Genomic DNA, 25,257 nt, shown 5'->3' with positions numbered 1-25,257 from the left:
CGACCCGGAAGCTGCAAGAGCAGATGGAGCAATCGGTCGATCAACGATGCGAGACAGTCCGTGGGACCCATTGGCCGCCAACAGGTCGCGGGGTTGTTTGGAGCTCGCGTCGCGCAACCCATCTTGGCCAGCGACCTTTGCGCGTCGCATCAACAGGCCGGACATATGGATGCAGCGATCCGATCTACTCAGAAAGCTCTTGTGCCACGGGGGCCGTCCACATATGGGTCCCTGCTTTCGCAGGGACGACAATAACTGCTACTTCTCCTTGATCGCCCAGGAGACGGTCACATTGACGGTCAGCGTTTCCTCGCCTTGCGCCACCGGCGTGGGTGCGGCGAATCCTGCCGTGGCCATCTTGGCGCGGAACATCGGCACCGGCGCCGAGCCGACTTCCGCGATGTTCAACGGCGCGCCGAGCGTGACGCCGGCGGCCTTGGCGTAGATCTCCGCCTTGCGGCGGGCGTCGGCGATCGCCCGCTCGCGTGCCTCGTCGAGCAGCTTCGAAGCCTGCGACACCGAGAAATTGAGCCCGCCGATATCGTTGGCGCCGGCGCCCACCAGCACGTCGATGACACCAGCGACCTTGCTCACATCGCGCAGCTTGATCGTGACGCGATTGCTCGCGTGGTAACCGACGATGCTGGGCGGGGCGTTCGGCGACGACGGCGAGCGGTTGGCGAATTGCGGCTGCAGCGACAGCCGCGAGGTCTGATAGTCCTTCTCCGCAAGGCCGGCGCCCTTCAGTGCGGCCAGCACCTTGCCCATCGTCACATTGTTGGCGTCGGTGGCCTCGCGTGCGGTCTTGCCGTCGGTGGTGACGCCGGCGTCGAGCTGCGCCTCGTCGGGCGCGGCCGATACGGTCGCCTCGCCGGTGACCGAGATCGCCGGCGGGAAGTCGCTGTCGGCGAGTGCGGGCGCAGCCAGCAGCGTGGTCGCGATGAGGGTGGCAGCGATGGGGAGGCCGTGGGGGAGGCCGAGGGGAAGGCGACGGGTCATCTGGCTCACTTCAGGGGTACGTAGACGTTGATCACAAGCTTGTCTTCGGCGGTCTTCAGCGGATCGGTGATGTATTCCTCGATAAAGGTGTCCTTGGCTTCAAGCTTCTTGTCGTCGAGGTGATTGGTGATCGCCTCATAGGTGTTGTCCATGTTGTCGTAGGAACCGCGATGGACGAATTTCAGGGCCTTGCCATCAGGCGAATTGCCCATGCTCATGTTCTTGCCGAGGTTCTTGACGTCCTGGTCGACCGGGATTTCGGCGATGAAGGTGAAGCCGGTGTCGTCGGTCGAGGTGTAGACGATCATCGGATTGCCCGCTGCCTTGACGCCGTCCTTGTCGAGCAGCGCGGTGAGCTGCTTGAACGCCTCGATCAGCGCGTCGAAGGCCGAATCCCAATTGGCCGTGCCCTTGAGCATCACGACCTTCTTCGGTTCCAGCGTGAACGGCTCGCCGAAGGGATCGGCGGTCTGCACCGGCGCAGCCGGTGGCGGCGTCGGGGACTGCGATGCGGCCGGGCTGTCGGCCGGCGACTTGGTCTCGGCCGGCGGGGGCACCGGCGTTGCCGATGGCGCAGGCGCGGGAGTTGGGCTCGGGCTTGCTGCCGGAGCGGGCGAGGCTGACGGCGACTGGGCAGGCGCCGGGCTTGCCAGGGCGATCGCGGCCAAAGGGAGCAGCGCGACCAGGGCCGCGCGGAGCGTGTTGATACGGTTCATTCGGTATTCTCCATCCCCTTCCCTCAAACGGCCGCTCGATCTGTCCCGGCGCGCGCGGTCCTTGAGGTGCGATATTCCTAACACGCGAGTTCTGCATTCGTCCCATGACAGATGTGTCATAGGGCTATTCAGACTGGCTAAGGGGCCACCACTCGCCATATAACCGGGCAGAATTTAGGAAAATCGATGAGCGCGCTCGCCAATCACGCATTCGCCAAGATGAACGGCATCGGCAACGAGATCGTCGTCGTCGACCTGCGCGATTCCAAAGCGCAGGTTTCGGCTGATGAGGCGCGCGCCGTGGCGTCGCCGGCCGGCGGCGTGCCCTATGATCAGCTGATGGTGCTGCAGCCGCCGCGGCTCGACGGCACCGAAGCGTTCATCTCGATCTACAACAATGACGGCTCGGAGGCCGGCGCCTGCGGCAACGGCATGCGCTGCGTGGTGCGGCGGATCTTCGAGAAGACCGGCCAGACCACAGCGACGTTCCAGACCCGCGCCGGCCTGCTCAATTGCTGGCAGGGGCCGGCGCCCGATCTCTACACCGTCGACATGGGCGCGCCGAAGTTCGGCTGGCAGGACATTCCGCTGGCTGAGGAATTTCGTGACACCCGCTACATCGAGCTGCAGGTCGGGCCGATCGACAATCCGGTGCTGCATTCGCCATCGGTGGTCTCGATGGGCAACCCGCACGCGATCTTCTGGGTCGACGACGTCAATGCCTACGACCTCGAACGTTTCGGGCCGCTGCTGGAAAACCATCCGATCTTTCCGGAGCGCGCCAACATCACGCTCGCCCATATCGTCGATCGCGACCACATCACGATCCGCACCTGGGAGCGCGGCGCCGGCCTGACCAGGGCCTGCGGCTCGGCGGCCTGCGCGACCGCGGTTGCGGCGGCGCGGCTGAAGCGCGCTAACCGAATTGTCGAGATCACGCTGCCCGGCGGCAAGCTCGGCATCGAGTGGCGCGAGCGCGACGATCACGTGCTGATGACCGGCACCGCCGATTTCGAATATGAGGGCCGTTTCGATCCGGCGCTGTTCGCCAGCGTCGCTTGACCGTCATGAGCGTCGATGTCGTCACTTTTGGCTGCCGCCTCAACGCATTCGAATCCGAGGTGATCAGGCGCGAGGCCGAACAGGCCGGGCTCACCGACACCATCGTCATCAACAGCTGCGCCGTCACCAACGAGGCGGTGGCGCAGGCCCGGCAGTCGATCCGCAAACTGAAACGTGAACGCCCCGCCGCGCGCATCGTCGTCACCGGCTGCGCGGCGCAGACGCAAGCCGACATGTTTGCCGAGATGGCCGAGGTCGATCGCGTCGTCGGCAATGACGAGAAGATGCGCGGCGCCGCCTGGCAGGCGACGCGCGCGGCCTTCGATGCGCCGTTTGCCATCGATGCGAGCGAGAAGGTCGCGGTTGCCGACATCATGGCGGTGACGGAGATGGCGCCGCATCTGCTCGACGGCTTCGAGCGCGGCCTGCCGCGGGTGTTCGTGCAGGTGCAGAACGGCTGCGATCATCGCTGCACCTTCTGCATCATCCCCTACGGCCGCGGCAATTCGCGCTCGGTGCCGATGGGCGCGGTCGTCGATCAGGTCCGCACATTGGTCGAGCGCGGCCATGCCGAGATCGTGCTGACCGGCGTCGATCTCACGAGCTACGGCGCCGACCTGCCGGGCGCGCCGAAGCTCGGCCAGTTGACCCGGCAGATCCTGCGCCATGTGCCCGAGCTGAAGCGGTTGCGCATCTCCTCGATCGATTCGATCGAGGCCGACCGCGATCTGCTCGATGTGATCGCCGACGACGCACGGCTGATGCCGCATCTGCATCTGTCGCTACAGTCCGGCGACGACATGATCCTCAAGCGGATGAAGCGCCGGCATTCGCGCCGGGACGCGATCGATTTCTGCGCGCAGCTGCGCCGGCTGCGGCCGGACATCGCGTTCGGCGCCGACATCATCGCGGGCTTTCCGACCGAGACCGAGGAAATGTTCGCGCGCTCGCTCGATCTGGTCGCGGAATGCGATCTCACTTTCCTGCATGTGTTTCCCTATTCGAAACGTCCGGGCACGCCGGCCGCACGGATGCCACAGGTCGACGGCGGAGCAATCAGGGAGCGCGCTAAGCGGCTGCGCGCAGCCGGCGAAGCCGCGCTGGTGCGGCGGCTGGCGGCGGAAGTCGGCGCGACGCGCAAGGTGTTGATCGAGAGCGGCACGCAGGGCCGCACCGAGCATTTCCTGCCGGTTGCGATCGATGGGGACGTGCCGGGCACTGTTCGTGCGATGTCCATCAGCGGACATGACGGCGCGCGCCTCACTGCATCGGTCGACGACGTCCGTTGAGCCGACGCTCTGCGCCTTATTTCGGGACGACGCCCGGAGAGGCCGCGGCCTCTCGGCTCAAGCACCGACGCCGCTCAAGTACTGGATCAGCGACATGCGCGGGTGATGACACCGAACCAGCTGTTTGGCAGGTTAATCGCTCCCAGTCGCGCCGTCGCGCATGATGCACTCAGTGCGCGCGGCCGCCGGGCTTTGGCGGCCGCGACGCGCGAACCTGCCAGAATCGCAGCAGGCGATCGGCATTTGCGCGTGCCATTTTCGTGAACTGGCTCTTCGCATGGGCGAGCTCGACGGGGCCCATGGAGCCGGTCGTATAGCGGCATTCCATCACCGCGGCGGTGGTCTCCCAGCTCAGGCCTGCCGCCCGGCACGGCACCAAAAGGCCTTCACTGCGCAGGCTTTGCATCAGGGAACGGATCACCTCGATGTTCGACTGCGCAAGATCCGCCAGCGCAACAACAGTCTCTTCATATCGTCGCTGCCGGGCGAAGCCGAGCAGGGCGGCCTCGTTGAGCTCGCCGCTGTCCTTCAGCTTCGCGACGTGGCGCCTGGCTGCGGTGAAATCGCGGACCTGCGACATGTCGCGCTCGACGCCGGCGGTGACCGCGGCGACCGCGTGCCGGATTTCCTCGTAAAGATACGGCGGGGCACGTTCCAGCAAGCGGCCGCGAACCTCCTCCGTTGCATCGTGCAGGAGCTGAAGACGGAGCTCCGAGGGCAGATCGGCGCGAATACCGGTCTGGACCGCAAGCACCGGGTCGTGCTCGGCCTGCGCCAGGATGACCGCAAACCCGCTCGCCGATACCTTGGCGCCGGGATTGCTGACCAGGCGGTGGCTCACGCTCGCAAAGCGACGAGCCAGAAGCGCGTCGGTGACGACTTCCTTGAGCCACCAGCGGCCGGCGACGGCGAGCAGGTGCTGCTCGCTCTTGGTCTGCGCGATCTCGACCAGGTCCTCGGCGCTGAGGCGCGAGGATTCCTGCAGCATCGGCCGCGCGATCCGGATCTCGTCGTTACTGGCGAGGCGGCGAACGATCGCGGGCGGTGCCTGCGCGACCGGGGCAAGCTGCTCGCTGATCTCGGCAAGCGCCATGCGGGCGCTGATCTCGGCGAGCGCGCGCAGCTCGATGGTCTTGACCAGCCGTTCGAGCACATTGTCGAACAGTTCGATCTGCTCGCTGTTGAAGCTGCCGGCGGAGTGGAGAAACAGGTCAGTGACGCGCTTCGCCGTCGCGATGCATTTTTCGGCGGAGCCGGCGCGTATCGCAGCCTCGACCTCGTCGACAATCGCCTGCCCGGCAGTCAGCATTGCTCGTCCTGAGCCCGTCCCGATTGCTTGTTCTAAGCCGGTTTGCAGCTTTATCGGGCGGACCTGAACGTTTCGTAAGGATAATGATCAGTAGAATCCCGGAGGACGCGCTACACTTTGACGCGTTTTCTTTACGCGAACCGCTATCCATCCCGGATCAAGTCCGGGACAGGCTTTTGCTGGAAAACGCTCTATTCGCCGTTCCAGCCACAAGCCTTGAGCCGCTCCCGCATGTGCGCCGGCGCTGGTGCTACGACATGCACCGGGTCCTTGTTGCGGGAAATCGGGATGCCGATTTCGCGGGAATGCAGATGCAGGGTCGGCTCGCCGAAGCGCGGACCGTTGCCATAGATATTGTCGCCGACGATCGGCCAGCCCATCGCCGATGAATGCACCCGGAGCTGATGGGTGCGGCCGGTGACCGGCTCCATCGCGAGCCAGGCGAGGCCGTCGCCGCGTCCCAGCACCTTCCAGTTGGTGATGGCCTTCTGGCCATCCGGATCCGGCTTCTGCCACCAGCCGCGCTCGGCGTTGAGCCGGCCGAGCGGCATGTCGATGGTGCCTTGATCCTCAGCAGGGCCGCCCTCGACCACGGTCCAGTAGGTCTTCGCGATCTTGCTGTGCTTGAACAACAGCCCGAGCGAGGCGGTGGCCTTGCGGTGGCGTCCCAGGACGAGGCAGCCGGAGGTGTCCTTGTCCAGCCGATGCGCCAGCACCGGCGGCCGGGGCAGGCCGAACCGCAACGCGTCGAACGAGGCCTCCAGATTGGGGCCGCCCTTGGGGCCGCGATGCACCGGCAGGCCGGCCGGCTTGTCGATGACCAGCATCAGCCCGTCGCGGTGGAGCACCCGGCCCAGGATTTCTTCCGCGGTCAATTGGGGAACATCGATCAATTCGTCGAGACTTTCGTTTATGGGCCGAAACGGCTAACACGTCCCTGGTGCGGCGGATTTGACATTCGCTTCCTGTTTCCACGCACTGGCGAGCGAATGTCAAATCCGAAAAGCCGCACCAGAATCAAAATTTTCTAGTGTCCCTGCGGCTCTAACATTCGCAACAGAGCTAGCCGCAACGGGATGCGAATGTTAGAGCCGGACACTAGGCATGAACGATACCACTGCGGGAACTCCCAAACAGAGCTGGTGGCAGCGGCTGAAAGGCGGCCTGAAGCGAACCTCGAGTTCGATCGGGACCGCGGTCGCCGACCTCGTCACCAAGCGCAAGCTCGATTCTGCCATGCTCGATGACATCGAGGATGTGCTGCTGCGCGCCGATCTCGGCACTGATGTCGCGGTCCGCATTGCGGAGGCGGTCGGCAAAGGCCGCTACGACAAGGCGATCTCGGCCGACGAGGTCAAGGACGTCGTCGCGACCGAGGTCGAGAAGGTGCTGGCGCCGGTGGCCAAGCCGCTCGAGATCGATGCGACGCTGAAGCCGTTCGTGATCCTCGTCGTCGGCGTCAACGGCTCCGGCAAGACCACGACGATCGGCAAGCTGGCCGCGAAATTTTCCGCCGAGGGCCGCAAGGTCATGCTGGCCGCCGGCGATACCTTCCGTGCCGCGGCGATCGAGCAGCTCAAGGTCTGGGGCGAGCGCACCAAGTCGCCGGTCATCGCCGGGACCCAGGGATCGGATTCGGCGAGCCTTGCCTTCAGTGCGCTGACCGCGGCGAAGGAGCAGGCGCGCGACGTGCTGCTGATCGACACCGCCGGCCGGCTGCAGAACAAGTCCGAGCTGATGAACGAGCTCGAAAAGGTCGTGCGCGTCATCAAGAAGGTCGATGCGTCGGCGCCGCATGCGGTGCTGCTCGTGCTCGACGCCACGGTGGGACAAAATGCGCTGTCGCAGGTCGAGGCGTTTCATCGTACGGCAGGCGTCACCGGCCTCGTGATGACCAAGCTTGACGGCACCGCGCGCGGCGGCATCCTTGTCGCGCTGTCGGAAAAGCACAAGCTGCCGGTGCATTTCATCGGCGTCGGCGAAGGCGTCGAGGACCTCGCGCCCTTCACGGCGAAGGATTTTGCCAAGGCGATTGCCGGGATTGAATAATTCATCCTTCGAGACGCGCGCTAGTGCGCGCTCCTCCAGCAACAACGGCAAAGCCGTTGTGCAGGGATGACGGTGGGATACGAATGGTCGTCATCCTGAGGAGGCGCGGAGCGCCGTCTCGAAGGATGGCCAAGACACGAGTTCAATGGACTGAATTAATGGACAAGACCCAGCCACATCCGCTGTTCAAGCTTGCGACCGAGCTCGGCCCGCTGCTCGTGTTCTTCGTCGCGAACGCCAAGTACCATCTGTTCGTGGCTACGGCTGCGTTCATGGTGGCGATCGTCGCGGCGATGATCGCGTCCTATGTGGTGACCAAACACGTGCCGATCATGGCGCTGGTGACCGGCGCGATCGTGCTGGTGTTCGGCACCCTGACCTTGGTGTTGCACGACGAGACCTTCATCAAGGTCAAGCCGACCATCATCTACGGCCTGTTCGCGGCCGTGCTCGGCGGCGGGCTCTTGTTCGGCCGCTCCTTCATCGCCGTGATGTTCGACCAGATGTTCAATCTGACGCCGCAGGGCTGGCGTATCCTCACCATGCGCTGGGCGCTGTTCTTCGCCGGCATGGCCATCCTCAACGAGATCGTCTGGCGGACGCAGACCACGGATTTCTGGGTGAACTTCAAGGTGTTCGGCGTGACGCCGCTGACCATGGTTTTCGCCATCGCCCAGATGCCGCTGACCAAGCGCTATCATCTGGAGCCGGTCTCGCTGGAAACCAGCGAGGCGGAAGCCGGCGACCTGCGAAAGTGACTGATCTCTTGTCCCGGACGCGGTGCGGCGCGCCGCGCCGCTCCGCAGAGCCGGGACCTATCTCGCCATGCAGGTTTCGTTGAGCTGCAGGCCCCGGCTCTGCAGCGCATCACTTGCGTGCTGCGCTGCGTCCGGGGCACGAGACCGAGCTCAGCTCTTCTGCTTGGCGACGATCTTGTCCTTGATCTTGTCGTAGGTCGCCTGCGGCAGGATGTTCTTCTGCACCAGTTCATCCTTGCCCTTATAGGGGCGGCCCTTGATGATCGCGGCCGAATAGGCCTTGCCGACGCCAGGCAGCGCGTCGAGCTGGTCGGTGCTGGCGCTGTTGATGTCGAGCAGGTCGTCCTTCGCCATCCCCGTCGTCTTCAGATCAGGGGCCGCCGCTTTCGGCGCTGGCGCCATGTGGCTCTCGGATTTGGCGGCCGGCGCGGCCGGCTGCGGCGACTGGGCCATCGACGGCGTGGCCGTCATCAGGCCGAGCGTGAGTGCGGTAGCAAGAAGTGAAGCGAGCGTGGTCTTGCGCATATGTCCTCTCCGAGGAATGAGTGAAGTCACGCCATGGAGTTAGGGTTGCGTTCGTGGCGTCGCCGTGGCCGTGAAATGAACCGCAGATAAACCCGTCGAAGTATTATGCCGCAGGTGTTTTCTCGCGTCGTTCATGCCCGATTCATGTTCGCCGGCCGCGGCGTGCCGATGCGGTTACTTGTCCGCGCGCAGCGCCTTCTCGATCTCGGCCTTGAGCACGGTGTTGACGTTATCAGGCGTCACCGGTCCGACCAGCTTGTAGACGATCGTGCCTTCGCGTCCGACCAGGAAGGTCTCGGGCACGCCATAGACGCCCCACTCGATGGAGGCGCGGCCGTTGCCGTCGACGCCGACGATGCCGAACGGATTGCCGTAGCGGCCGAGGAAGCGCCGCGCGTTCTCGGGCGAATCCTTGTAGTTGATGCCGATGATCTGGAAGCGCTTGTCCTTGCCGAGCTCGGTCAGCAGCGGCGCTTCGTCATGGCACGGCACGCACCACGACGCCCAGACGTTGACGATGCTGACCTTGCCCTTGAAGGCCGCGGGATCGAGGCCGGGGACGGGCGCGCCGTCCTTCACGAGGCCGTCGAGCGCCGGCAGCGCGGTCTGCGGCGCCGGTCGGCCGATCAGTGCCGACGGGATTTTGGAGGGGTCGCCGCCATAGAGCCGCAGCAGGAACAGCCCGGCGAGCCCGAGGAAAACCACCAGCGGCAGTACCACCAGCAGGCGGCGGGCTTGCGGCGGACTGTTTGTCGCCTGGTCACTCATCTTATATCCGCCGCGCTGCGGCCGGAGCGGCGCGTGATGCCGCTGGCCTCGATCTCCTTCAGGCGCGCCTGCTGGCGGCGATAGTCGGCGATGATCCAGATGATCAAGAACAGCACGACCATGGCGACCAGCGCATAGGACGTCACGATGAAGGAGGCGTAGGGACCAAGCGACATCGTGTCACGCCGCCCCAATTGGTTTTGACGCGTTTTCTTCACGCGAACCTGTGCCCACTTCGCTCGAAAACGCGATGCGGTTGGCTTGCATCATCTGCAAGCTGCGCACGCGCCGGCGCAGGATCTCGTTGCGCATCGCCGCCAGGTGCAAGGTGATGAAGAGCAGCGAGAACGCGATCGCCATCACCAGCAGCGGCCACAGGAACGCCTTGTCGAGCGTCGATCCGCCCATGCGGAGCACCGAGGCCGGCTGATGCAGCGTGTTCCACCAGTCGACCGAGAACTTGATGATCGGGATGTTGATCGCGCCGACCAGGGTCAGGACCGCCGCCGCTCGCGCCGCGCGCGAAGGATCCTCCACCGCGCGCCACAGCGCCATCAGGCCGAGATACATCAGGAACAGGATCAGCACCGAGGTCAGCCGCGCATCCCACTCCCAGTAGGTACCCCACATCGGCCGGCCCCATAGCGAGCCGGTGACCAGCGCAAGGAAGGTGAAGGCGGCGCCGATCGGGGCTGCGGCCTTCGCAGCGACGTCGGCGAGCGGATGACGCCACACCAGCGTGCCGAGCGCGGCCACGCTCATGACGCCCCAGACGAACATCGACAGCCACGCATTCGGCACGTGGATGAACATGATCTTGACCGTGGCGCCCTGCTGGTAGTCGTCGGGCGCCATGGCGGACTGGTAGAGGCCGATCGCAAGCAGGATCGCGGTCACGCCCGCGAGCCACGGCAGGATCCGCGCGGTCAGCGCCAGAAACCTGGTCGGATTGGCGAGGTCGGTCAGCGTCTCGGTCAGCTTCATGGCACCCTGATAGTCGTCCGATGTGTCGCAGGCAATTGGCCGAATTTCTCTCGGCGAGATTTGATCGGGCTCATATTGCCGGCCAATTTCAGTCCAGCCCGTGCCGCAGGCTCGCCGCGGCGGCAAACGGGCCGATCACGAGGCTGGCAAGCGACAGCGCGCAGAGGATCGAGAACGGTGTTCCGAAGGGCACGGACCCCGATATCGCCGCCTGCGAGGCCGCGACGCCGAAGATCAGCACCGGGATCGACAGCGGTAGCACCAGCACCGCGAGCAGCAGCCCGCCACGATGCAGCGTCACCGCCAGGGCCGCGCCGATCATGCCGGTGAAGGTCAGCGCCGGTGTTCCCGCCAGCAGGGTCGCCGCGACCGCCAGCGTCGCGGTGCCGTCGAGATTGAGCAGCAAGCCGAGCACCGGCGTCGCGATGATCAGTGGCAGCCCCGCGGCGAGCCAATGCGCCAGCGCTTTGGCCGCGCAGGCGAGTTCCAGCGGCGTCCGGCTCATCACGATCAGGTCGAGCGAGCCGTCCTCGTGGTCGGCCGTGAACAGCCGGTCGAGGGTGAGCAGGCTCGCCAGCAGCGCGCCGAGCCAGAGGATGGCGGGCCCGAGCCGCGACAGCAGCGCCAGATCGGGCCCGACCGCGAACGGCATCAGCACCGTCACGGTGAGGAAGAACAGCACGCCGATCAGCGCCCCGCCGCCGACGCGCAGCGCGATGCGGATGTCGCGGCGGATCAATGCGGCCAGCGCGCTCATGCCGCGCCTCCCATCCGCAGGTCGCGCGCATCGATGCCGAGCGGAAGGTGCGTCGCGGCGACGATCAGGCCGCCGCTCGCGAGATGTTCGCGCATCAGGCCTACGAACAGCGCCTGTCCGGCCGCATCGAGCGCCGAAGTCGGCTCGTCCAGGAGCCAGACCGGCCGGCGCACCGAGAGCAGGCGCGCGATCGACAGGCGGCGGCGCTGGCCGGCCGAGAGATAGGCCGCCGGCAGGTGCGCGGCGTGGTCGAGCGCCACGGCGGCCAGGCAGCGGCCGGCATCCTCCGTCTCGCCGCCGAGGAATTCCCGCCAGAAGGAAAGATTTTCCGCAACGCTCAGCGCCGGCTTCAGGGCGTCGCGGTGGCCAAGATAGTGGGCCTGTTCGGGCAGGCTGAGTTCGGCGTCGCCGCCGTCAAGCGCGATCGAGCCCTCGGCGGGAACCAAGAGCCCGGCGAGGACGCGCAGCAGCGAGGTCTTGCCCGCGCCGTTGGGTCCGGTGACGGCAAGCGCCTCGCCGGCCGTGGCCGACAGATCGAGGCCGGAAAACACCTCCCGTCCGCCGCGCACGCATTTCAGATTTCGTCCCGAGAGCCGCATGATTCGTCTTGTCACAGCCCTCTGAAATCTTTCGCTACCGCGTGAGAATTTTTGGGTCGCGCAACGTTGTCGCGCGCTTGTCGGTGTGGCAGTGCTTCTAGAAAGGTTCTATAAGCCCGGAACTTGATGCAGCACACACAACCGGCGGCCGCAAGCCATCCAGGCCATCCCCTCGGCCAGTGTCGATCGCCGGTGTTTAGTTACCCTTGCCGGGTATAACTGAGAATTGGGATCCTCCGCATGACCTCACTCGACAGCTTCAAATGCCGCAAGACCATGAAGGTCGGCGCCAAGTCCTACGTCTATTACAGCCTGCCCCAGGCAGAGAAGAACGGACTGAAGGGAATTTCGAAGCTGCCGTATTCGATGAAGGTTCTGCTCGAGAACCTGCTGCGCAACGAGGACGGCCGCACCGTCAAGAAGGAAGATATCGTTGCGGTGTCGAAGTGGCTGAGGAAGCGCCAGCTCGAGCACGAAATCGCATTCCGCCCGGCGCGCGTTCTGATGCAGGATTTCACCGGCGTTCCGGCCGTGGTCGATCTCGCGGCGATGCGCAACGCGATGCAGAACCTCGGCGGCGATGCCGAGAAGATCAACCCGCTGGTGCCGGTCGATCTGGTCATCGACCACTCGGTGATCGTCAACTTCTTCGGTGACAACAAGGCGTTCGCGAAGAACGTCACCGAAGAATACAAGCAGAACCAGGAGCGCTACGAGTTCCTGAAGTGGGGCCAGAAGGCGTTCTCGAACTTCTCGGTGGTGCCGCCCGGCACCGGCATCTGCCACCAGGTCAATCTCGAATATCTCGCTCAGACGGTCTGGACCAAGAAGGAGAAGATGACGGTCGGCAAGAAGACCGGCACCTTCGAGGTCGCTTATCCCGACTCGCTGGTCGGCACCGACTCGCACACCACGATGGTCAACGGTCTCGCCGTGCTCGGCTGGGGCGTCGGCGGCATCGAGGCGGAAGCCTGCATGCTCGGCCAGCCGCTGTCGATGCTGCTGCCGGAAGTGGTCGGCTTCAAGCTCAAGGGCCAGCTCAAGGAAGGCGTCACCGCGACCGACCTCGTGCTGACAGTCACCCAGATGCTGCGCAAGCTCGGCGTGGTCGGCAAGTTCGTCGAGTTCTTCGGTCCGGGCCTCGATTTCCTGTCGGTCGCGGACAAGGCGACGATCGGCAACATGGCGCCCGAATATGGCGCGACCTGCGGCTTCTTCCCGGTCGATGCCGCGACCATCGATTACCTGAAGACTTCGGGCCGCAAGGCCGATCGCGTCAAGCTGGTACAGGCCTATGCCAAGGCGCAGGGCCTGTTCCGTACCGCCAAGTCGACTGACCCGGTGTTCACCACCACGCTGACGCTCGACCTCGCCGACGTGGTGCCGTCGATGGCCGGACCGAAGCGTCCCGAAGGCCGCATCGCGCTGCCCGCGGTGTCGACCGGTTTCGCCACCGCGCTGGTCAACGAGTACAAGAAGCCCGAGGGTGAAGCGAAGCGCTTCGCGGTCGAGGGCCGCAATTTCGATCTCGGCCATGGCGACGTCGTGATCGCGGCGATCACCTCCTGCACCAACACCTCGAACCCGAGCGTGCTGATCGGCGCCGGCCTCTTGGCGCGCAAGGCGGCCGCCAAGGGCCTGAAGGCCAAGCCGTGGGTGAAGACCTCGCTCGCGCCGGGCAGCCAGGTGGTGGCGGAATATCTCGCCAATTCCGGCCTGCAGGCCGATCTCGACAAGGTCGGCTTCAACCTGGTCGGCTTCGGCTGCACGACCTGCATCGGCAACTCCGGCCCGCTGCCGGAAGACATCTCGAAGTCGATCAACGACAACGGTATCGTTGCCGCCGCCGTGCTCTCGGGCAACCGCAACTTCGAAGGCCGCGTCTCGCCCGACGTGCAGGCGAACTACCTCGCCTCGCCGCCGCTGGTGGTCGCGCATGCGCTCGCCGGCACCGTGACGAAGGATCTCGCAGTCGAGCCGATCGGCATCGGCAAGGACGGCAAGCCGGTGTTCCTCAAGGACATCTGGCCGACCGCCAAGGAGATCAACACCTTCATGAAGAAGTACGTCACCGCGACGATCTTCAAGAAGAAGTACGCCGACGTGTTCAAGGGCGATACCAACTGGCGCAAGATCAAGACCACGGAAAGCGAGACCTATCGCTGGAACATGAGCTCGACCTATGTGCAGAACCCGCCCTATTTCGAAGGCATGAAGAAGCAGCCGGAGCCGATCGTCGACGTGGTCGACGCCCGGATCCTGGCGATGTTCGGCGACAAGATCACCACTGACCACATCTCGCCGGCCGGTTCGATCAAGCTGACCTCGCCCGCCGGCAAGTTCCTCAGCGAGCACCAGGTGCGTCCCGCCGACTTCAACCAGTACGGCACGCGCCGCGGCAACCATGAAGTGATGATGCGCGGCACCTTCGCCAACATCCGCATCAAGAACTTCATGCTGAAGGGCGCCGACGGCAATATTCCGGAAGGCGGTCTGACCAAGCACTGGCCCGACGGCGAACAGATGTCGATCTACGACGCAGCGATGAAGTACCAGCAGGAGAACGTGCCGCTGGTGGTGTTCGCCGGCGCCGAATACGGCAACGGCTCGTCACGCGACTGGGCCGCGAAGGGCACCCGCCTGCTCGGCGTGCGCGCGGTGATCTGCCAGAGCTTCGAGCGCATCCATCGCTCCAACCTGGTCGGCATGGGTGTGCTTCCGCTCACCTTCCAGGACGGCACCTCGTGGTCCTCGCTCGGCCTCAAGGGCGACGAGAAGGTCACGATCCGCGGGCTGCAGGGCGATTTGAAGCCGCGGCAGACGCTGACGGCCGAAATCGTCTCCGCCGACGGCGGCAAGCGGGACGTCCCGCTGCTCTGCCGCATCGATACGCTGGACGAGCTCGACTACTATCGCAACGGCGGCATCCTGCATTACGTGCTGCGCAAGCTCGCGGCCTAGGCCCCTTGTTTGAGCATGGTCTGCCCGGAAAACCGCTTCACACTTTTCCGGACCATGCTCTTGCGCGGATTTGTGATCGGTGCCTCACTGCTTAGTGAGTAGCGGCTAAAAAGAAGGCGGCCTATGACAAGGCCGCTTTCTCGCGTTTTGGGGCACGCAAGTTCAGGGACAGACTTCATGCTCCGTACAATTACGGATAGAAATCATCACGACTGGTTCGCAGTATGACAGCGATGATGGCCTATAATTCTATCTCGCGATGGTCCAGCGCCCTTGGTCTCTGCGCGATCGTTGCGATCATCCGCCCCGCTCACGCCGATCCGCGTGCTGTCGTCGAACTCTTCACCTCGCAGGGATGCTCGTCCTGTCCGCCTGCGGACAAGATCATCGGTGACCTCGCGAAGGACCCCAACGTCATCGCGCTCAGCATGCCGATCGACTATTGGGACTATCTCGGCTGGAAGGACACGCTGGCCGATTCGCGTTTCAGCGCGCGCCAGAAAGCGTATTCGCATATGCGCGGCGACCGCGACGTCTACACGCCGCAGGCCGTCATCAACGGCTCCGCCCACGTGATCGGCAGCGACCGCGACAGCATCGAGAGTGCCATCAGGGACACCGAGAAGAGCGGCAGCGTGATGTCGGTGCCGGTGACGATGACGCTGACCGGCAAGCAGATCAACGTTTCGGTGGCTGCATCGAAGTCGCCCGCAGTGTCGCGCGGCGAAGTCTGGATCTGCTCGATCTCGAAGTCGGTGCCGATCTCGATCGCGCGCGGCGAGAACCGCGGCCGCGAGATCACCTACCACAACGTGGTGCGCAATCTCTTGAAGGTCGGTGACTGGAACGGCTCGTCCGGGAGCTGGACCGTGCCGCTTGAGAACATCACGCGCGATGGCGTCGATGCCGCGGCCGTCTACGTCCAGGACGGCAATCGCGACAAGCCGGGCCCGATGCTGGGCGCCGCATTCACCTCGCTTCACTAGAGCCTTCGGTTCTGATTGATCAGAACCGAAGCTCTGGATTCTTGTTTTGACGCGTCTTCCTGACGCGAACCGGTGTCCACTTCGCTCGAAAGTGCTTTAGCGCGGCGCTGGCTTCTGCCAGTCGCGTCGTTGGGCCGCACGCATGCTGTCGTGCAGCTCCGCGCGGCGGCAAGCATCCAGTGATTTGCTGAAAGGAAGCGCCGCGGTTTTGCGCGTCTCGATCGTGCGTGATCGCGCAGGGCCCCAAAAACAAAAAGGACCAACTTTCGTTGGCCCAGTGTTGGGATTTGATTCCCCTGCGAACAGGCCCGATCCCGACGGCCCCGGGGGGCTGGGGGCTGAGGAATCCGGAACCGAAAGGACCGGGCCAACGCAGGATTATCTTTTCGCAGGGCAGCGGGGCGGGCGATGGGCGGAAGTGGGGCAGCAATATGATTCCTCTAACGTTCCCGTGACTCTTCGGTTTTCCGGACAATCCGTCGCGCCTGACCGTGGTTAAGGGCTGGTTGCATTGCGAATGGCCCCTTGCAGCGTCCTTCGCTTAGCGCAATCATGTCACTCTCGTGACGATCCCGAAGTGGGGGCACCGGCCTTCGGCACCCGATCGTCACCGGGATGACAGGAGGCGCTCGATGAGTTTGATCTCGGAGGACACTGATCCGAGTGGGAATCGTGCCGCGGCGCGTCCCGCCGCCGCGACCGTTCAGCCCAACCGCGTGACGTTCAATCGACTTGAGCTCAACCGCATTCTCAATCTCTATGGCCGCATGGTCGCCGATGGCGAGTGGCGCGATTATGCGATCGACTTCCTGAAGGACCGCGCCGTGTTCTCGGTGTTCCGGCGCGCATCCGAAGTGCCGATCTACCGGATCGAGAAGGATCCCCGGCTTGCGCGCAAGCAGGGCATGTACAGCGTGATTTCGGCGACCGGCCTGATCCTGCGCCGCGGCCACGAACTCGAACGGGTGCTGTTCGTGATCGATCGCAAGCTCTCGCTGGTGTAGGCGCGGCAAACTCGGCGTGTCGTAGCCCGGATGGAGCGAAGCGAAATCCGGGGCCGCTGAAGCCGCGGATGAGCCTCTCCTGGATTACGCTCCGCTCCATCCCGGCTGCGCCACATTTGCCCCGCGCAAAAGAAAAGCCCCGGCCGTATGGCCGGGGCTTGGATCGATCGCCTGGCTCGAGGCGCTTAGTCGCGCTGGCCGAGCAGCTGCAGGAGCAGCGTGAACAGGTTGATGAAGTTCAGGTAGAGCGACAGCGCACCAGTGATTGCCGCACGCTCTGCCATCACGCCACCCTGCGAGGCGTAGCCGTAGATGTAGTCGTTCTTCAGCCGCTGGGTGTCCCAGGCGGTGAGGCCCGCGAACACCAGCACGCCGACCACCGAGACGATGAACTGCAGCGCCGAGCTCGCCAGGAACAGGTTGACCAGGCTCGCGATGATGATGCCGATCAGACCCATGAACAGGAACGAGCCCATGCCGCTCATGTCACGCTTGGTGGTGTAGCCGTAGAGGCTCAGCGCACCGAACGTCGCCGCGGTGATGAAGAACACGCGCACGATCGAGGTGTGCGTGTACACCAGGAAGATCGACGACAGCGAGAGGCCCATCAGTGCCGAGAATACCCAGAACAAGAGCTGGGCGGTCGCAGGCTGCAGGCGGTTGATGCCGGCCGAGATGACGAACACCATCGCCAGCGGGGCGAGGATGAACAGCCACTTCAGCGGGCTCACGAACATCGCGTAGCCGAACTGCGTCAGATAGGCGTTGCCGAACTTGGCGACGGCGGCGGACTGATCAGTGGTCACCGCGCCCATGTAGACGCCGAGCGCGGCAAGGCCGGTGATGGCCAGGCCGATGCTCATGTAGTTGTAGATGCGCAGCATGTAGGCGCGCAGACCGGCGTCGACGGCCGCAGCGTCAATGCGCCCGGCGGCCCGGCCGAAAGGAGAAGCGTAATTGCGGTCTAGGTCCGACATGGTCGAATTCCCGTGGTTGGTCCCGGTGGAGCGCAAGGGATTTGCGGCGCCGGTTCTAAATCTATCTCAGATGGCTCGGTTTGCGGAATATTAATTCCGTGTCATTCAAACCAACCATCCGACCTGATTGGTATGTGGGAAATTAACACATCCGACGCAAGCTTCCACGCGCGGCCGAATGTCGCTCTGGCTTGGCAGCATAGGCAAAAACGGCACCGCCGCCGCTACAAATTGTCACAAATTCCGCAACACCGAGGCCGGCTTCTGGTTCAGCGCGAGCAGCGTTCCTGCCAGCCCCAATCCGACCGTCACGACCAGCGCGGCGACGACGACCAGCGCGGCGCTGCCGGCCTGCCAGATGAAACTCAACGTCATCAGCCGTGTCACGATCAGCCAGGCCGCGACCGACCCGGCGATCACCCCGAAGATTGCGGTTGCAAAACCGATCATTAGATACTCCAGCGCGTAGGCGCCGAGCAATCGGGCCCGCGTGGCGCCAAGCGTCTTGAGGATCACGGCGTCATAGACGCGGTGGCGGTGCCCGGCGGCGAGCGCGCCGCCCAGCACCAGGATCGCCGAGATCAGCGTCACGGCGCTGGCGCCGCGGATCGCCAGCACCAGATTGCTGACGACGGTGCCGACCGTCTCCAGCGCCTCGCGGACCCGGACGCTGGTTACCATCGGGAACGCGTCGGCGACCTGCTTGATGATCCGCGCATCGTCGGTCGCGCTCGCATGCGGTTCCGTCAGGGTCGCGACGTGGCTGTGCGGGGCGCCCTTGAAGGCATTCGGCGAAAACGCCAGCACGAAGTTGATGCCGAGGCCCTGCCAGTCGATGTTGCGCAGATTGGCGATCTTCGCCGGCACGTCGCGGCCGAGCACATTGACCACGATCTCGTCGCCGATCTTCAGACCGAGGCCGTCGGCGATCTTCTTCTCCATCGAGACCAGCGGAGGTCCGCTGTAGTCCGGTCCCCACCATTCGCCCTCGACGATCTTCGAGCCCTTGGGAATTTCGCCGGTGTAGGTGAGGCCGCGGTCGCTTTGCAGCACCCATTCCGAATCGACCGACGGCTTGAGCTGGTCGGCCTTGACGCCGCGCGCGGCGACGATGCGCCCGCGCAGCATCGGCACGTCCTCGACGGTCGAGCCGGCGGCGATCTGCGCCAGGAAGGCGGCAAAGCGGTCGGCTTCGGTGGACGGGATGTCGATGAAGAAGAACGACGGCGCCCGTTCCGGCAACGCGGCCAAAAATTGCCGGCGCAGATTGCCGTCGATCTGGGTGATGGTGACGAGCACCGCGAGGCCGAGGCCCAGCGACAGCACGACTGACGGCGTCAGCGCGCCCGGCCGGTGGATGTTGGCGATTGCGAGCCGCAGCATGGTCATGCGGCTGCGCGGCAGCCGGCGCGCCACCGCCATCAGGATTTCGGCGATTCCGCGCAGCAGCAGGAACACCGCGATCGACGAGGCGACGAACACCGAAGCCACCCGCTTGTCATAGGCGAGCCCGATCGCGACCCCGATCAGGAGCGCGACCACCACGGCCATCAGCGCGAGATAGCTCCAGCGCGGGCGGTGCCACTCGCTGGCGACGGTCTCGCGGAACAGCGCTGCGACCGGCACGTCGTGGACCCGGCCGAGCGGCCAAAGTCCGAACGCCAGCGCGGTGAGCTGACCGTAGAGGAACGAAAGCGCGAGCTCGTCGGGATGCAGGGCCGGCACCACCGGCAGCGGCAGCACCTTGCCGAACAGGCCGACGATGACGAACGGCAGCGCGGCGCCGAGCACCAGCCCGATTACCGAGCCGATCGCGGCCAGCACCACCACTTGCGTGCAGTAGATCGTGAAGACGTCGCGGCCGGTGGCGCCGAGCGCCTTGAACGAGGCGATGACGTCGCGGCGCCGGTCGATGTGGCTCTTCACCGCGTTGGCGACGCCGACGCCGCCGACCAAGAGCGCGGCGAGGCCGACCAGGGTCAGGAACTGAGTGAAGCGGTTGATGGTGCGTTCGAGCTGCGGCGAGGCGTTGTTGCGGCTGCGGACCTCCCAGCCGGCCTCCGGCGCGGCAGCCCGCGCGCCGTCGATCAGTGCGGTGGTGGTGCGATCGTCGTTGGCGCCGTCGGGCAGCTTCACCCGGTAGATCCAGCGTACCAGGCTGCCCGGCTGCAAGAGGTCGGTGGCGCGCAGGCTGGCTTCGCTGATCAGGAAGCGCGGGCCGAGGCCGACGCCGCCGGCGAGCTTGTCGGGCTCGGCCGCCACCACGCTGCGGATCTGGTAGGTCGCGCTGCCGATGCTGACGCGGTCGCCGAGCTTGAGGTCGAGCCGCGCCAGCAGCGTCGAATCGGCCGCCGCGCCATAGACGCCGTCGCGTTCAGCCAGCAGATCGGCAATCGGCATGCTCGGCTCGAGCGTCAGCTCGCCGAGCATCGGATATTTGCCGTCGACCGCCTTGAGCTCGACCAGCGCCAGCTTGCCGTCGCCGCTGCGGGCCATCGCGCGCAGCGTGGCTGCCACCGAAACCTCGCCGCGAGTGCGCAGATACGCGACCTCCTCGGGCTTGGCCTCGCGCGAGATCAGCGAGAATGCGACGTCGCCGCCGAGCAGCGTGCGGCCCTCGCGCGACAGGCCGTCGCCGAGGCTCGCGGCGACCGAGCCGACGCCGGCAATCGCCATCACGCCGAGCGCGATGCAGGCGATGAACACGTAGAACCCGCGCAGGCCGCCGCGCAATTCGCGCAGCGCGTAGCGGAACGCAAGCGACGACGCGCGACCCTGCACCGCGACTTCGGACGCAATGCTCATGTCGTGGCAAATCTCATGTAGTTGATTGTCCGTCGATGCGGCCGGAGCGCAGCCGCACCACACGATCGCAGCGCTGCGCGAGCGAGAGGTCGTGCGTCACCAGCACCAGCGTCATGCCGCGCTCGGCGTGCTTGGTGAAGAGCAGGTCGATGATCTGCTTTCCCGTCGTCTCGTCGAGATTTCCGGTCGGCTCGTCGGCAACCAGGATCGCGGGATCGGGTGCGAGCGCGCGTGCGATCGCGACGCGCTGCTGCTCGCCGCCGGAAAGCTGCGTCGGATAGTGATGCAGCCGTTCGCCGAGCCCCACCGATTGCAGTTCCTGCGCGGCGCGCGCGGCGGCATCGGGATTGCCGGCGAGCTCGAGCGGCACGGCGACGTTCTCCAGCGCCGTCATGGTCGGGATCAGATGGAACGACTGGAAGACGATGCCGACCTGGCGGCCGCGGAAGCGCGCCAGCGCATCTTCGTCGAGGGCATTGAACGAGGTGCCGTTGACGACCACCTCTCCACCGTCAGGACGTTCAAGCCCCGCCATCACCATCAGCAAGGTCGACTTGCCCGAACCCGACGGGCCGATCAGGCCGATGGCCTCACCCGCTGCCACACGAAGGCTGATATCCTTGAGGATATGGACCCGTGCCGCGCCGGTGCCGAGCGAGAGATTGACGTTCTTGACGGCAATGGTGTCCGGCTCGACGTCGGTCAGTGAAGAGGATTCGATGAGACTGTCCATGGTTCGGTCATATGGCACTTCCGCTGCTGCGGTCGAGGGCCGGTTGAGAATCTTCGTGCACATACTCGTGTTGCTTATGGGCTTGATGACGGCGGCAAGTGCGCAGACGCCGGGACCGGAGAATGGTCCGGCACAAGGTTCGGCGAAACCGATCAAGATGGTGGTTCTGGGCGATTCCCTGAGCGCCGGTTACGGCCTTCCGGCGGCGGCGGCATTTCCGGTCCGGCTGCAAAAAGCCTTGGAAGCCAAGGGGATAACGGTCAGTATGACCAATGCCGGGGTATCCGGGGATACCGCCTCAGGGGGCCGCGAGCGGCTCGACTGGTCGGTGGCTGACGGAACTGACGCCGTGATCGTCGAGCTCGGCGCCAACGATGCGCTGCGCGGCATCGATCCCGCGGTCACGCGTGCCGCGCTCACCGACATCATCACAAAGTTGCAGGCGCGCAAGATCGCCGTGCTCTTGTGCGGCATGCTCGCGCCGCCGAACTATGGCGGTGACTATGCAGCGAAGTTCAACGCGATCTATCCGGATCTCTCGAAGTCCCTTGGCGTGCCGCTCTATCCGTTCTTCCTCGATGGCGTGGCTGCCGACGCCAAGCTCAATCAGGCCGACGGCATGCATCCGACGGCGGAAGGTGTGGACATCGTCGTGAAGAACATGCTGCCCACGGTGGAGGCATTTCTCGGCGCATTATCAGGGCAACGCAGTTGAAACGCAGGCAGCGGGCCGTGTTATGCCCGTAGGTTTACGAGCCGTTAACGGGTCATGCTTCGCAGAGTCACATATCTCGGGTACAAATAGGCATCGGTGATTCGTCACCGGGCTTGTTACAGGGGCGGGCTCCCAAAACCCGCGCCAAGCATCGAGGATTATTGCGATGCCGCGTCTGTTCACTGGTCTGGAAATTCCGGCCGAGATCGGCCAAACCCTGTCCAGCTTGCGTGGCGGCCTTCCCGGCGCACGCTGGATCGATCCCGAAAATTATCACGTCACGCTGCGCTTCATCGGCGACATCGATGGTCTCTGGGCCAACGAGATCGCAACGATGCTGTTTCGGGTGAACCGAAAACCGTTCGAGGTCAAATTGCGGGGCCTGTCGAGCTTCGGTGGACGCAAGCCGCGCGCGGTGGTTGCCGCCGTCGAGCCCAGTCGGCCGCTGATCGAACTGCAGGCCGAGCTCGAGCGGATGATGCAGCGGATGGGGCTCGATCCCGAGGGCAGGAAATTCACGCCCCATGTCACGCTCGCGCGTTTGCATGACGCATCGAGCCAGGACGTCGCGGATTATCTGTCCGTGCGCGGCTACTTCCCGAGCCGCACCTTCATGGCGGACCGCTTCGTGCTGTTCTCGTCGCGCGCGTCGACAGGCGGCGGCCCTTACGTGGTCGAGGATTCCTACGCGCTCTGCGCGTGAGGTTTCTTGGGATCGCGGCTTGAGGTGTCAGGCAGCGGCCGGTGCGGTCGGCCGGGGTATGCAAGGGCTTGCGCTTGCATACCCCATTGGCACAATTCACGGCTTGCAATTTTCCGCGCACTAGGGCCGTAAGGTGGACCCATGCTGTCCACCTCGCCGAGTTCCTTTCTCGAACACTACAAAGCCCTGGTCGCCTCCGGCGCGATCGAGGCCGATCCCGCGCAGGCCGGCGCCGCCGAAGCATTCGGCGCGCTGGACGAGCGGCTCGCGAGCTACAAGCCGCAGCGCAAGCAGAGCCTGCTCGGACGGCTGTTCGGCGGCGACAAGGACGACAAGCCGCCGCGCGGCCTCTACGTCCATGGCGAGGTCGGCCGCGGCAAGACCATGCTGATGGACCTGTTCTTCCAGCAGAGCCCGGTCGAGCACAAGCGCCGCGCGCATTTCCACGAATTCATGGCCGAGGCGCATGAGCGCATCTACGGCTACCGCCAGCAGATCGCGCGCGGCGAGATCGCAGACGGCGACGTGATCGCGCTCACCGCGCAGGCGATCTTCGACGAAGCCTGGCTGCTCTGCTTCGACGAATTCCACGTCACCGACATCGCAGATGCGATGATCCTCGGGCGGCTGTTCGCAAAGCTGTTCGACCTCGGCACCGTCGTGGTCGCGACCTCGAACGTCGCGCCTGACGATCTCTACAAGGGCGGTCTCAATCGCGCGCTGTTCCTGCCGTTCATCGCGCAGATCTCCGACCACATGGATGTGCTGCGGCTCGATGCGCGCACCGACTTCCGGCTCGAGAAGCTCGTCGGCGTGAAGATGTGGCTGGTGCCCGCGGATGACGCGGCTCGCGATGTGCTCAATACGGCGTGGCGCAAGATGACCGGCAACGCGCCGTGCAAGACGCGCCTTATCGAGATCAAAAAGCGTTTGCTGACTGTGCCGTGCTCGTCGCATGGCGTCGCGCGCTTTGGCTTTGCCGATATCTGCGAGAAGCCGCTTGCCGCGTCCGATTACCTCAGGCTGGCGCACGACTACCATACGATCCTGATCGACCATATTCCGGTGATGGATTACGCCGAGCGCAACGCCGCCAAGCGCTTCATCTCGCTGATCGACACGCTCTATGACAATGCCGTGAAGCTGATGGCCTCGGCCGAGGCCGATCCGGTGTCGCTGTACCTTGCGACCGACGGCATCGAGGCGATGGAGTTCAAGCGCACGGCCTCGCGCCTGATTGAGATGAGCTCGGAATCCTATTTGGCGCTGCCGCACGGCCGCAAGGACTCCTCGGCCAGCGGCGCCTCGACCGGCCTGGTCGAGACCTGAAATTCAGCCTCGAAATTCGGTCTCGAAATTCGGTCTTGCGCGCGGTCCGGTTCGGAGCAACTTTTCGTGTCTCCCGGCGGATGTCGCTGGCATGCCTGACCGAATTGCAGGCACGGCCCGCAATCGGGCAGGCCGCGACTTGAATGGATCATTCGAAAGGGATAACCACCCTTGCAACCGACTTCCCTCCCTCCTGCACCAGTTCAAAGGACTGATTTCCCATGGCACGCGACAAGATTGCACTGATTGGCTCCGGACAGATCGGCGGAACGCTGGCGCACCTCGTTGGCCTCAAGGAACTCGGAGACGTCGTGCTGTTCGATATCGCCGAGGGCGTGCCGCAGGGCAAAGCGCTCGACATCGCGCAGTCGTCGCCGGTCGACGGCTTCGACTCCAACCTGGTCGGCGCCAACTCCTATGAAGCGCTCGACGGCGCCAAGGTCTGCATCGTCACCGCCGGCGTGCCGCGCAAGCCCGGCATGAGCCGCGACGATCTCCTGTCCATCAACCTCAAGGTCATGGAGCAGGTCGGCGCCGGCATCAAGAAGTACGCGCCCGACGCCTTCGTCATCTGCATCACCAACCCGCTGGATGCGATGGTCTGGGCGCTGCAGAAGGCTTCGGGCCTGCCGCACAAGAAGGTGGTCGGCATGGCCGGCGTGCTCGACTCCGCGCGCTTCCGCTATTTCTTGGCCGACGAATTCAACGTCTCGGTCGAAGACGTCACCGCCTTCGTGCTCGGCGGCCACGGCGACACCATGGTGCCGCTGACCCGCTACTCGACCGTCGCCGGCATTCCGCTGCCCGACCTCGTCAAGATGGGCTGGACCTCGCAGGCCCGCATCGATGAGATCGTCGACCGTACCCGCAACGGCGGCGCCGAGATCGTCAACCTGCTCAAGACCGGCTCGGCCTTCTACGCGCCGGCGGCGTCCGCGATCCAGATGGCCGAGAGCTATCTGAGGGACAAGAAGCGCGTGCTGCCCTGCGCCGCCTATCTCAACGGCGAATACGGCGTGAAGGACATGTATGTCGGCGTGCCCACCGTGATCGGCTCCAAGGGTGTCGAGCGCATCGTCGAGATCGAGCTCGCCGGCAAGGACCGCGAAGCCTTCGACAAGTCGGTCGGCGCGGTGCAGGGCCTGGTCGACGCCTGCAAGAAGATCGCGCCCGATCTGCTCGGCAAGTAATCTCAATCGGCAATGGCCCGATAGGCGATTTCAATCGCC

At 64.8% G+C, this 25,257-nt stretch carries 24 protein-coding genes; 11 read left to right on the top strand and 13 right to left on the bottom strand.

Annotated elements, in window-relative coordinates; translation table 11 throughout:
* Positions 1-258: 258 nt before the first annotated feature.
* Together ACE10Z_RS42170 and ACE10Z_RS42165 are read right to left on the bottom strand one after the other, a co-directional pair.
* A complete protein-coding gene (locus ACE10Z_RS42170; protein ID WP_375785948.1) occupies positions 259-999 on the bottom strand; it encodes an SIMPL domain-containing protein in 741 nt (246 codons plus the stop codon).
* 5 nt (positions 1,000-1,004) lie between these two features.
* Positions 1,005-1,715, bottom strand: a complete 711-nt coding sequence (locus ACE10Z_RS42165; RefSeq protein WP_375785947.1) for a GyrI-like domain-containing protein — start codon at positions 1,713-1,715, stop codon at positions 1,005-1,007.
* 186 nt (positions 1,716-1,901) lie between these two features.
* Here ACE10Z_RS42165 and dapF point away from each other — a divergent pair, with 186 nt between their 5' ends.
* Together dapF and mtaB are read left to right on the top strand one after the other, a co-directional pair.
* Positions 1,902-2,777: a diaminopimelate epimerase gene (dapF, locus tag ACE10Z_RS42160; protein WP_375785946.1), complete on the top strand. Its 876-nt coding sequence runs from the start codon at positions 1,902-1,904 to the stop codon at positions 2,775-2,777.
* Positions 2,778-2,782: 5 nt separating this feature from the next.
* On the top strand, positions 2,783-4,066 hold the full coding sequence (mtaB, locus tag ACE10Z_RS42155) for a tRNA (N(6)-L-threonylcarbamoyladenosine(37)-C(2))-methylthiotransferase MtaB (protein WP_375790058.1): 1,284 nt from the start codon (positions 2,783-2,785) through the stop codon (positions 4,064-4,066).
* Positions 4,067-4,235: 169 nt separating this feature from the next.
* Here the strand turns inward: mtaB and ACE10Z_RS42150 are convergent, their stop codons facing one another.
* Both ACE10Z_RS42150 and ACE10Z_RS42145 read right to left on the bottom strand, forming a co-directional pair.
* On the bottom strand, positions 4,236-5,375 hold the full coding sequence (locus tag ACE10Z_RS42150) for a DUF2336 domain-containing protein (RefSeq protein WP_375785945.1): 1,140 nt from the start codon (positions 5,373-5,375) through the stop codon (positions 4,236-4,238).
* A gap of 191 nt (positions 5,376-5,566) precedes the next feature.
* Entirely contained in the window at positions 5,567-6,268 is a 702-nt protein-coding gene (locus tag ACE10Z_RS42145) for an RluA family pseudouridine synthase (protein WP_375785944.1), read from the bottom strand.
* 211 nt (positions 6,269-6,479) lie between these two features.
* Here ACE10Z_RS42145 and ftsY point away from each other — a divergent pair, with 211 nt between their 5' ends.
* On the top strand, positions 6,480-7,424 hold the full coding sequence (gene ftsY / locus ACE10Z_RS42140; protein WP_375785943.1) for a signal recognition particle-docking protein FtsY: 945 nt from the start codon (positions 6,480-6,482) through the stop codon (positions 7,422-7,424).
* Between the two features lie 158 nt (positions 7,425-7,582).
* On the top strand, positions 7,583-8,182 hold the full coding sequence (locus ACE10Z_RS42135; RefSeq protein ID WP_298374150.1) for a septation protein A: 600 nt from the start codon (positions 7,583-7,585) through the stop codon (positions 8,180-8,182).
* Positions 8,183-8,332: 150 nt separating this feature from the next.
* Here ACE10Z_RS42135 and ACE10Z_RS42130 read toward each other — a convergent pair whose 3' ends face one another.
* The 6 genes from ACE10Z_RS42130 to ccmA all read right to left on the bottom strand — a co-directional run bounded on the left by ACE10Z_RS42130 (position 8,333) and on the right by ccmA (position 11,815).
* The gene (locus ACE10Z_RS42130; protein WP_342725610.1) at positions 8,333-8,707 is read right to left on the bottom strand and encodes a helix-hairpin-helix domain-containing protein; all 375 of its coding nucleotides are present in this window, start codon (positions 8,705-8,707) and stop codon (positions 8,333-8,335) included.
* Between the two features lie 174 nt (positions 8,708-8,881).
* Positions 8,882-9,475, bottom strand: coding sequence for a DsbE family thiol:disulfide interchange protein (locus ACE10Z_RS42125; protein WP_375785942.1), 594 nt, complete (start codon positions 9,473-9,475; stop codon positions 8,882-8,884).
* The gene (ccmD, locus tag ACE10Z_RS42120; protein ID WP_375785941.1) at positions 9,472-9,651 is read right to left on the bottom strand and encodes a heme exporter protein CcmD; all 180 of its coding nucleotides are present in this window, start codon (positions 9,649-9,651) and stop codon (positions 9,472-9,474) included. Before ccmD ends, ACE10Z_RS42125 begins: the two co-directional genes overlap by 4 nt.
* Before the next feature lie 4 nt (positions 9,652-9,655).
* Positions 9,656-10,459, bottom strand: coding sequence for a heme ABC transporter permease (locus ACE10Z_RS42115; RefSeq protein ID WP_375785940.1), 804 nt, complete (start codon positions 10,457-10,459; stop codon positions 9,656-9,658).
* Between the two features lie 88 nt (positions 10,460-10,547).
* A complete protein-coding gene (gene ccmB / locus ACE10Z_RS42110) occupies positions 10,548-11,216 on the bottom strand; it encodes a heme exporter protein CcmB (protein ID WP_375785939.1) in 669 nt (222 codons plus the stop codon).
* Positions 11,213-11,815: a heme ABC exporter ATP-binding protein CcmA gene (gene ccmA, locus ACE10Z_RS42105; protein WP_375785938.1), complete on the bottom strand. Its 603-nt coding sequence runs from the start codon at positions 11,813-11,815 to the stop codon at positions 11,213-11,215. Before ccmA ends, ccmB begins: the two co-directional genes overlap by 4 nt.
* A gap of 240 nt (positions 11,816-12,055) precedes the next feature.
* On the opposite strand from ccmA, the gene acnA reads away from it, so the two are divergent.
* The 3 genes from acnA to ACE10Z_RS42090 all read left to right on the top strand — a co-directional run bounded on the left by acnA (position 12,056) and on the right by ACE10Z_RS42090 (position 16,766).
* Positions 12,056-14,776: an aconitate hydratase AcnA gene (gene acnA, locus ACE10Z_RS42100; protein WP_375785937.1), complete on the top strand. Its 2,721-nt coding sequence runs from the start codon at positions 12,056-12,058 to the stop codon at positions 14,774-14,776.
* Positions 14,777-15,000: 224 nt separating this feature from the next.
* Positions 15,001-15,762, top strand: a complete 762-nt coding sequence (locus ACE10Z_RS42095) for a DUF1223 domain-containing protein (protein WP_375785936.1) — start codon at positions 15,001-15,003, stop codon at positions 15,760-15,762.
* Between the two features lie 632 nt (positions 15,763-16,394).
* Positions 16,395-16,766 (top strand): DUF2794 domain-containing protein, encoded by a 372-nt coding sequence (locus tag ACE10Z_RS42090; protein ID WP_097675932.1) that lies wholly within the window; start codon positions 16,395-16,397, stop codon positions 16,764-16,766.
* Between the two features lie 185 nt (positions 16,767-16,951).
* Here ACE10Z_RS42090 and ACE10Z_RS42085 read toward each other — a convergent pair whose 3' ends face one another.
* The 3 genes from ACE10Z_RS42085 to ACE10Z_RS42075 all read right to left on the bottom strand — a co-directional run bounded on the left by ACE10Z_RS42085 (position 16,952) and on the right by ACE10Z_RS42075 (position 21,281).
* Positions 16,952-17,743: a Bax inhibitor-1/YccA family protein gene (locus ACE10Z_RS42085; RefSeq protein WP_021078796.1), complete on the bottom strand. Its 792-nt coding sequence runs from the start codon at positions 17,741-17,743 to the stop codon at positions 16,952-16,954.
* 234 nt (positions 17,744-17,977) lie between these two features.
* Positions 17,978-20,548 (bottom strand): ABC transporter permease, encoded by a 2,571-nt coding sequence (locus ACE10Z_RS42080; RefSeq protein WP_375785935.1) that lies wholly within the window; start codon positions 20,546-20,548, stop codon positions 17,978-17,980.
* A gap of 13 nt (positions 20,549-20,561) precedes the next feature.
* Positions 20,562-21,281 carry an ABC transporter ATP-binding protein gene (locus tag ACE10Z_RS42075; protein ID WP_375785934.1) on the bottom strand — a complete coding sequence of 240 codons (720 nt, stop codon included), beginning with the start codon at positions 21,279-21,281 and terminating at the stop codon, positions 20,562-20,564.
* Positions 21,282-21,336: 55 nt separating this feature from the next.
* On the opposite strand from ACE10Z_RS42075, the gene ACE10Z_RS42070 reads away from it, so the two are divergent.
* From ACE10Z_RS42070 to mdh, 4 genes are all read left to right on the top strand, one after another.
* The gene (locus ACE10Z_RS42070; RefSeq protein WP_375790057.1) at positions 21,337-21,996 is read left to right on the top strand and encodes an arylesterase; all 660 of its coding nucleotides are present in this window, start codon (positions 21,337-21,339) and stop codon (positions 21,994-21,996) included.
* Between the two features lie 166 nt (positions 21,997-22,162).
* On the top strand, positions 22,163-22,699 hold the full coding sequence (gene thpR, locus ACE10Z_RS42065) for an RNA 2',3'-cyclic phosphodiesterase (protein WP_375785933.1): 537 nt from the start codon (positions 22,163-22,165) through the stop codon (positions 22,697-22,699).
* 141 nt (positions 22,700-22,840) lie between these two features.
* Positions 22,841-24,028, top strand: a complete 1,188-nt coding sequence (gene zapE, locus ACE10Z_RS42060) for a cell division protein ZapE (RefSeq protein ID WP_375785932.1) — start codon at positions 22,841-22,843, stop codon at positions 24,026-24,028.
* Positions 24,029-24,249: 221 nt separating this feature from the next.
* On the top strand, positions 24,250-25,218 hold the full coding sequence (gene mdh / locus ACE10Z_RS42055; protein ID WP_092121604.1) for a malate dehydrogenase: 969 nt from the start codon (positions 24,250-24,252) through the stop codon (positions 25,216-25,218).
* Positions 25,219-25,257 lie beyond the last annotated feature (39 nt).

The organism is Bradyrhizobium sp. Pha-3 (genome assembly GCF_042258615.1).
Lineage (GTDB): Bacteria > Pseudomonadota > Alphaproteobacteria > Rhizobiales > Xanthobacteraceae > Bradyrhizobium.
Note: the sequence above shows the minus strand (reverse complement) of the source record. Positions and strands in the feature narration are given on the sequence as shown.

Coding starts and splice junctions, on each gene's coding strand:
- ACE10Z_RS42170 (WP_375785948.1), bottom strand. CDS start 999: ATGACCCGTCGCCTTCCCCTCGGCCTCCCCCACGGCCTCCCCATCGCT.
- ACE10Z_RS42165 (WP_375785947.1), bottom strand. CDS start 1,715: ATGAACCGTATCAACACGCTCCGCGCGGCCCTGGTCGCGCTGCTCCCT.
- dapF (WP_375785946.1), top strand. CDS start 1,902: ATGAGCGCGCTCGCCAATCACGCATTCGCCAAGATGAACGGCATCGGC.
- mtaB (WP_375790058.1), top strand. CDS start 2,783: ATGAGCGTCGATGTCGTCACTTTTGGCTGCCGCCTCAACGCATTCGAA.
- ACE10Z_RS42150 (WP_375785945.1), bottom strand. CDS start 5,375: ATGCTGACTGCCGGGCAGGCGATTGTCGACGAGGTCGAGGCTGCGATA.
- ftsY (WP_375785943.1), top strand. CDS start 6,480: ATGAACGATACCACTGCGGGAACTCCCAAACAGAGCTGGTGGCAGCGG.
- ACE10Z_RS42135 (WP_298374150.1), top strand. CDS start 7,583: ATGGACAAGACCCAGCCACATCCGCTGTTCAAGCTTGCGACCGAGCTC.
- ACE10Z_RS42130 (WP_342725610.1), bottom strand. CDS start 8,707: ATGCGCAAGACCACGCTCGCTTCACTTCTTGCTACCGCACTCACGCTC.
- ACE10Z_RS42125 (WP_375785942.1), bottom strand. CDS start 9,475: ATGAGTGACCAGGCGACAAACAGTCCGCCGCAAGCCCGCCGCCTGCTG.
- ccmD (WP_375785941.1), bottom strand. CDS start 9,651: ATGTCGCTTGGTCCCTACGCCTCCTTCATCGTGACGTCCTATGCGCTG.
- ACE10Z_RS42115 (WP_375785940.1), bottom strand. CDS start 10,459: ATGAAGCTGACCGAGACGCTGACCGACCTCGCCAATCCGACCAGGTTT.
- ccmB (WP_375785939.1), bottom strand. CDS start 11,216: ATGAGCGCGCTGGCCGCATTGATCCGCCGCGACATCCGCATCGCGCTG.
- ccmA (WP_375785938.1), bottom strand. CDS start 11,815: ATGCGGCTCTCGGGACGAAATCTGAAATGCGTGCGCGGCGGACGGGAG.
- acnA (WP_375785937.1), top strand. CDS start 12,056: ATGACCTCACTCGACAGCTTCAAATGCCGCAAGACCATGAAGGTCGGC.
- ACE10Z_RS42095 (WP_375785936.1), top strand. CDS start 15,001: ATGACAGCGATGATGGCCTATAATTCTATCTCGCGATGGTCCAGCGCC.
- ACE10Z_RS42090 (WP_097675932.1), top strand. CDS start 16,395: ATGAGTTTGATCTCGGAGGACACTGATCCGAGTGGGAATCGTGCCGCG.
- ACE10Z_RS42085 (WP_021078796.1), bottom strand. CDS start 17,743: ATGTCGGACCTAGACCGCAATTACGCTTCTCCTTTCGGCCGGGCCGCC.
- ACE10Z_RS42080 (WP_375785935.1), bottom strand. CDS start 20,548: ATGAGCATTGCGTCCGAAGTCGCGGTGCAGGGTCGCGCGTCGTCGCTT.
- ACE10Z_RS42075 (WP_375785934.1), bottom strand. CDS start 21,281: ATGGACAGTCTCATCGAATCCTCTTCACTGACCGACGTCGAGCCGGAC.
- thpR (WP_375785933.1), top strand. CDS start 22,163: ATGCCGCGTCTGTTCACTGGTCTGGAAATTCCGGCCGAGATCGGCCAA.
- zapE (WP_375785932.1), top strand. CDS start 22,841: ATGCTGTCCACCTCGCCGAGTTCCTTTCTCGAACACTACAAAGCCCTG.
- mdh (WP_092121604.1), top strand. CDS start 24,250: ATGGCACGCGACAAGATTGCACTGATTGGCTCCGGACAGATCGGCGGA.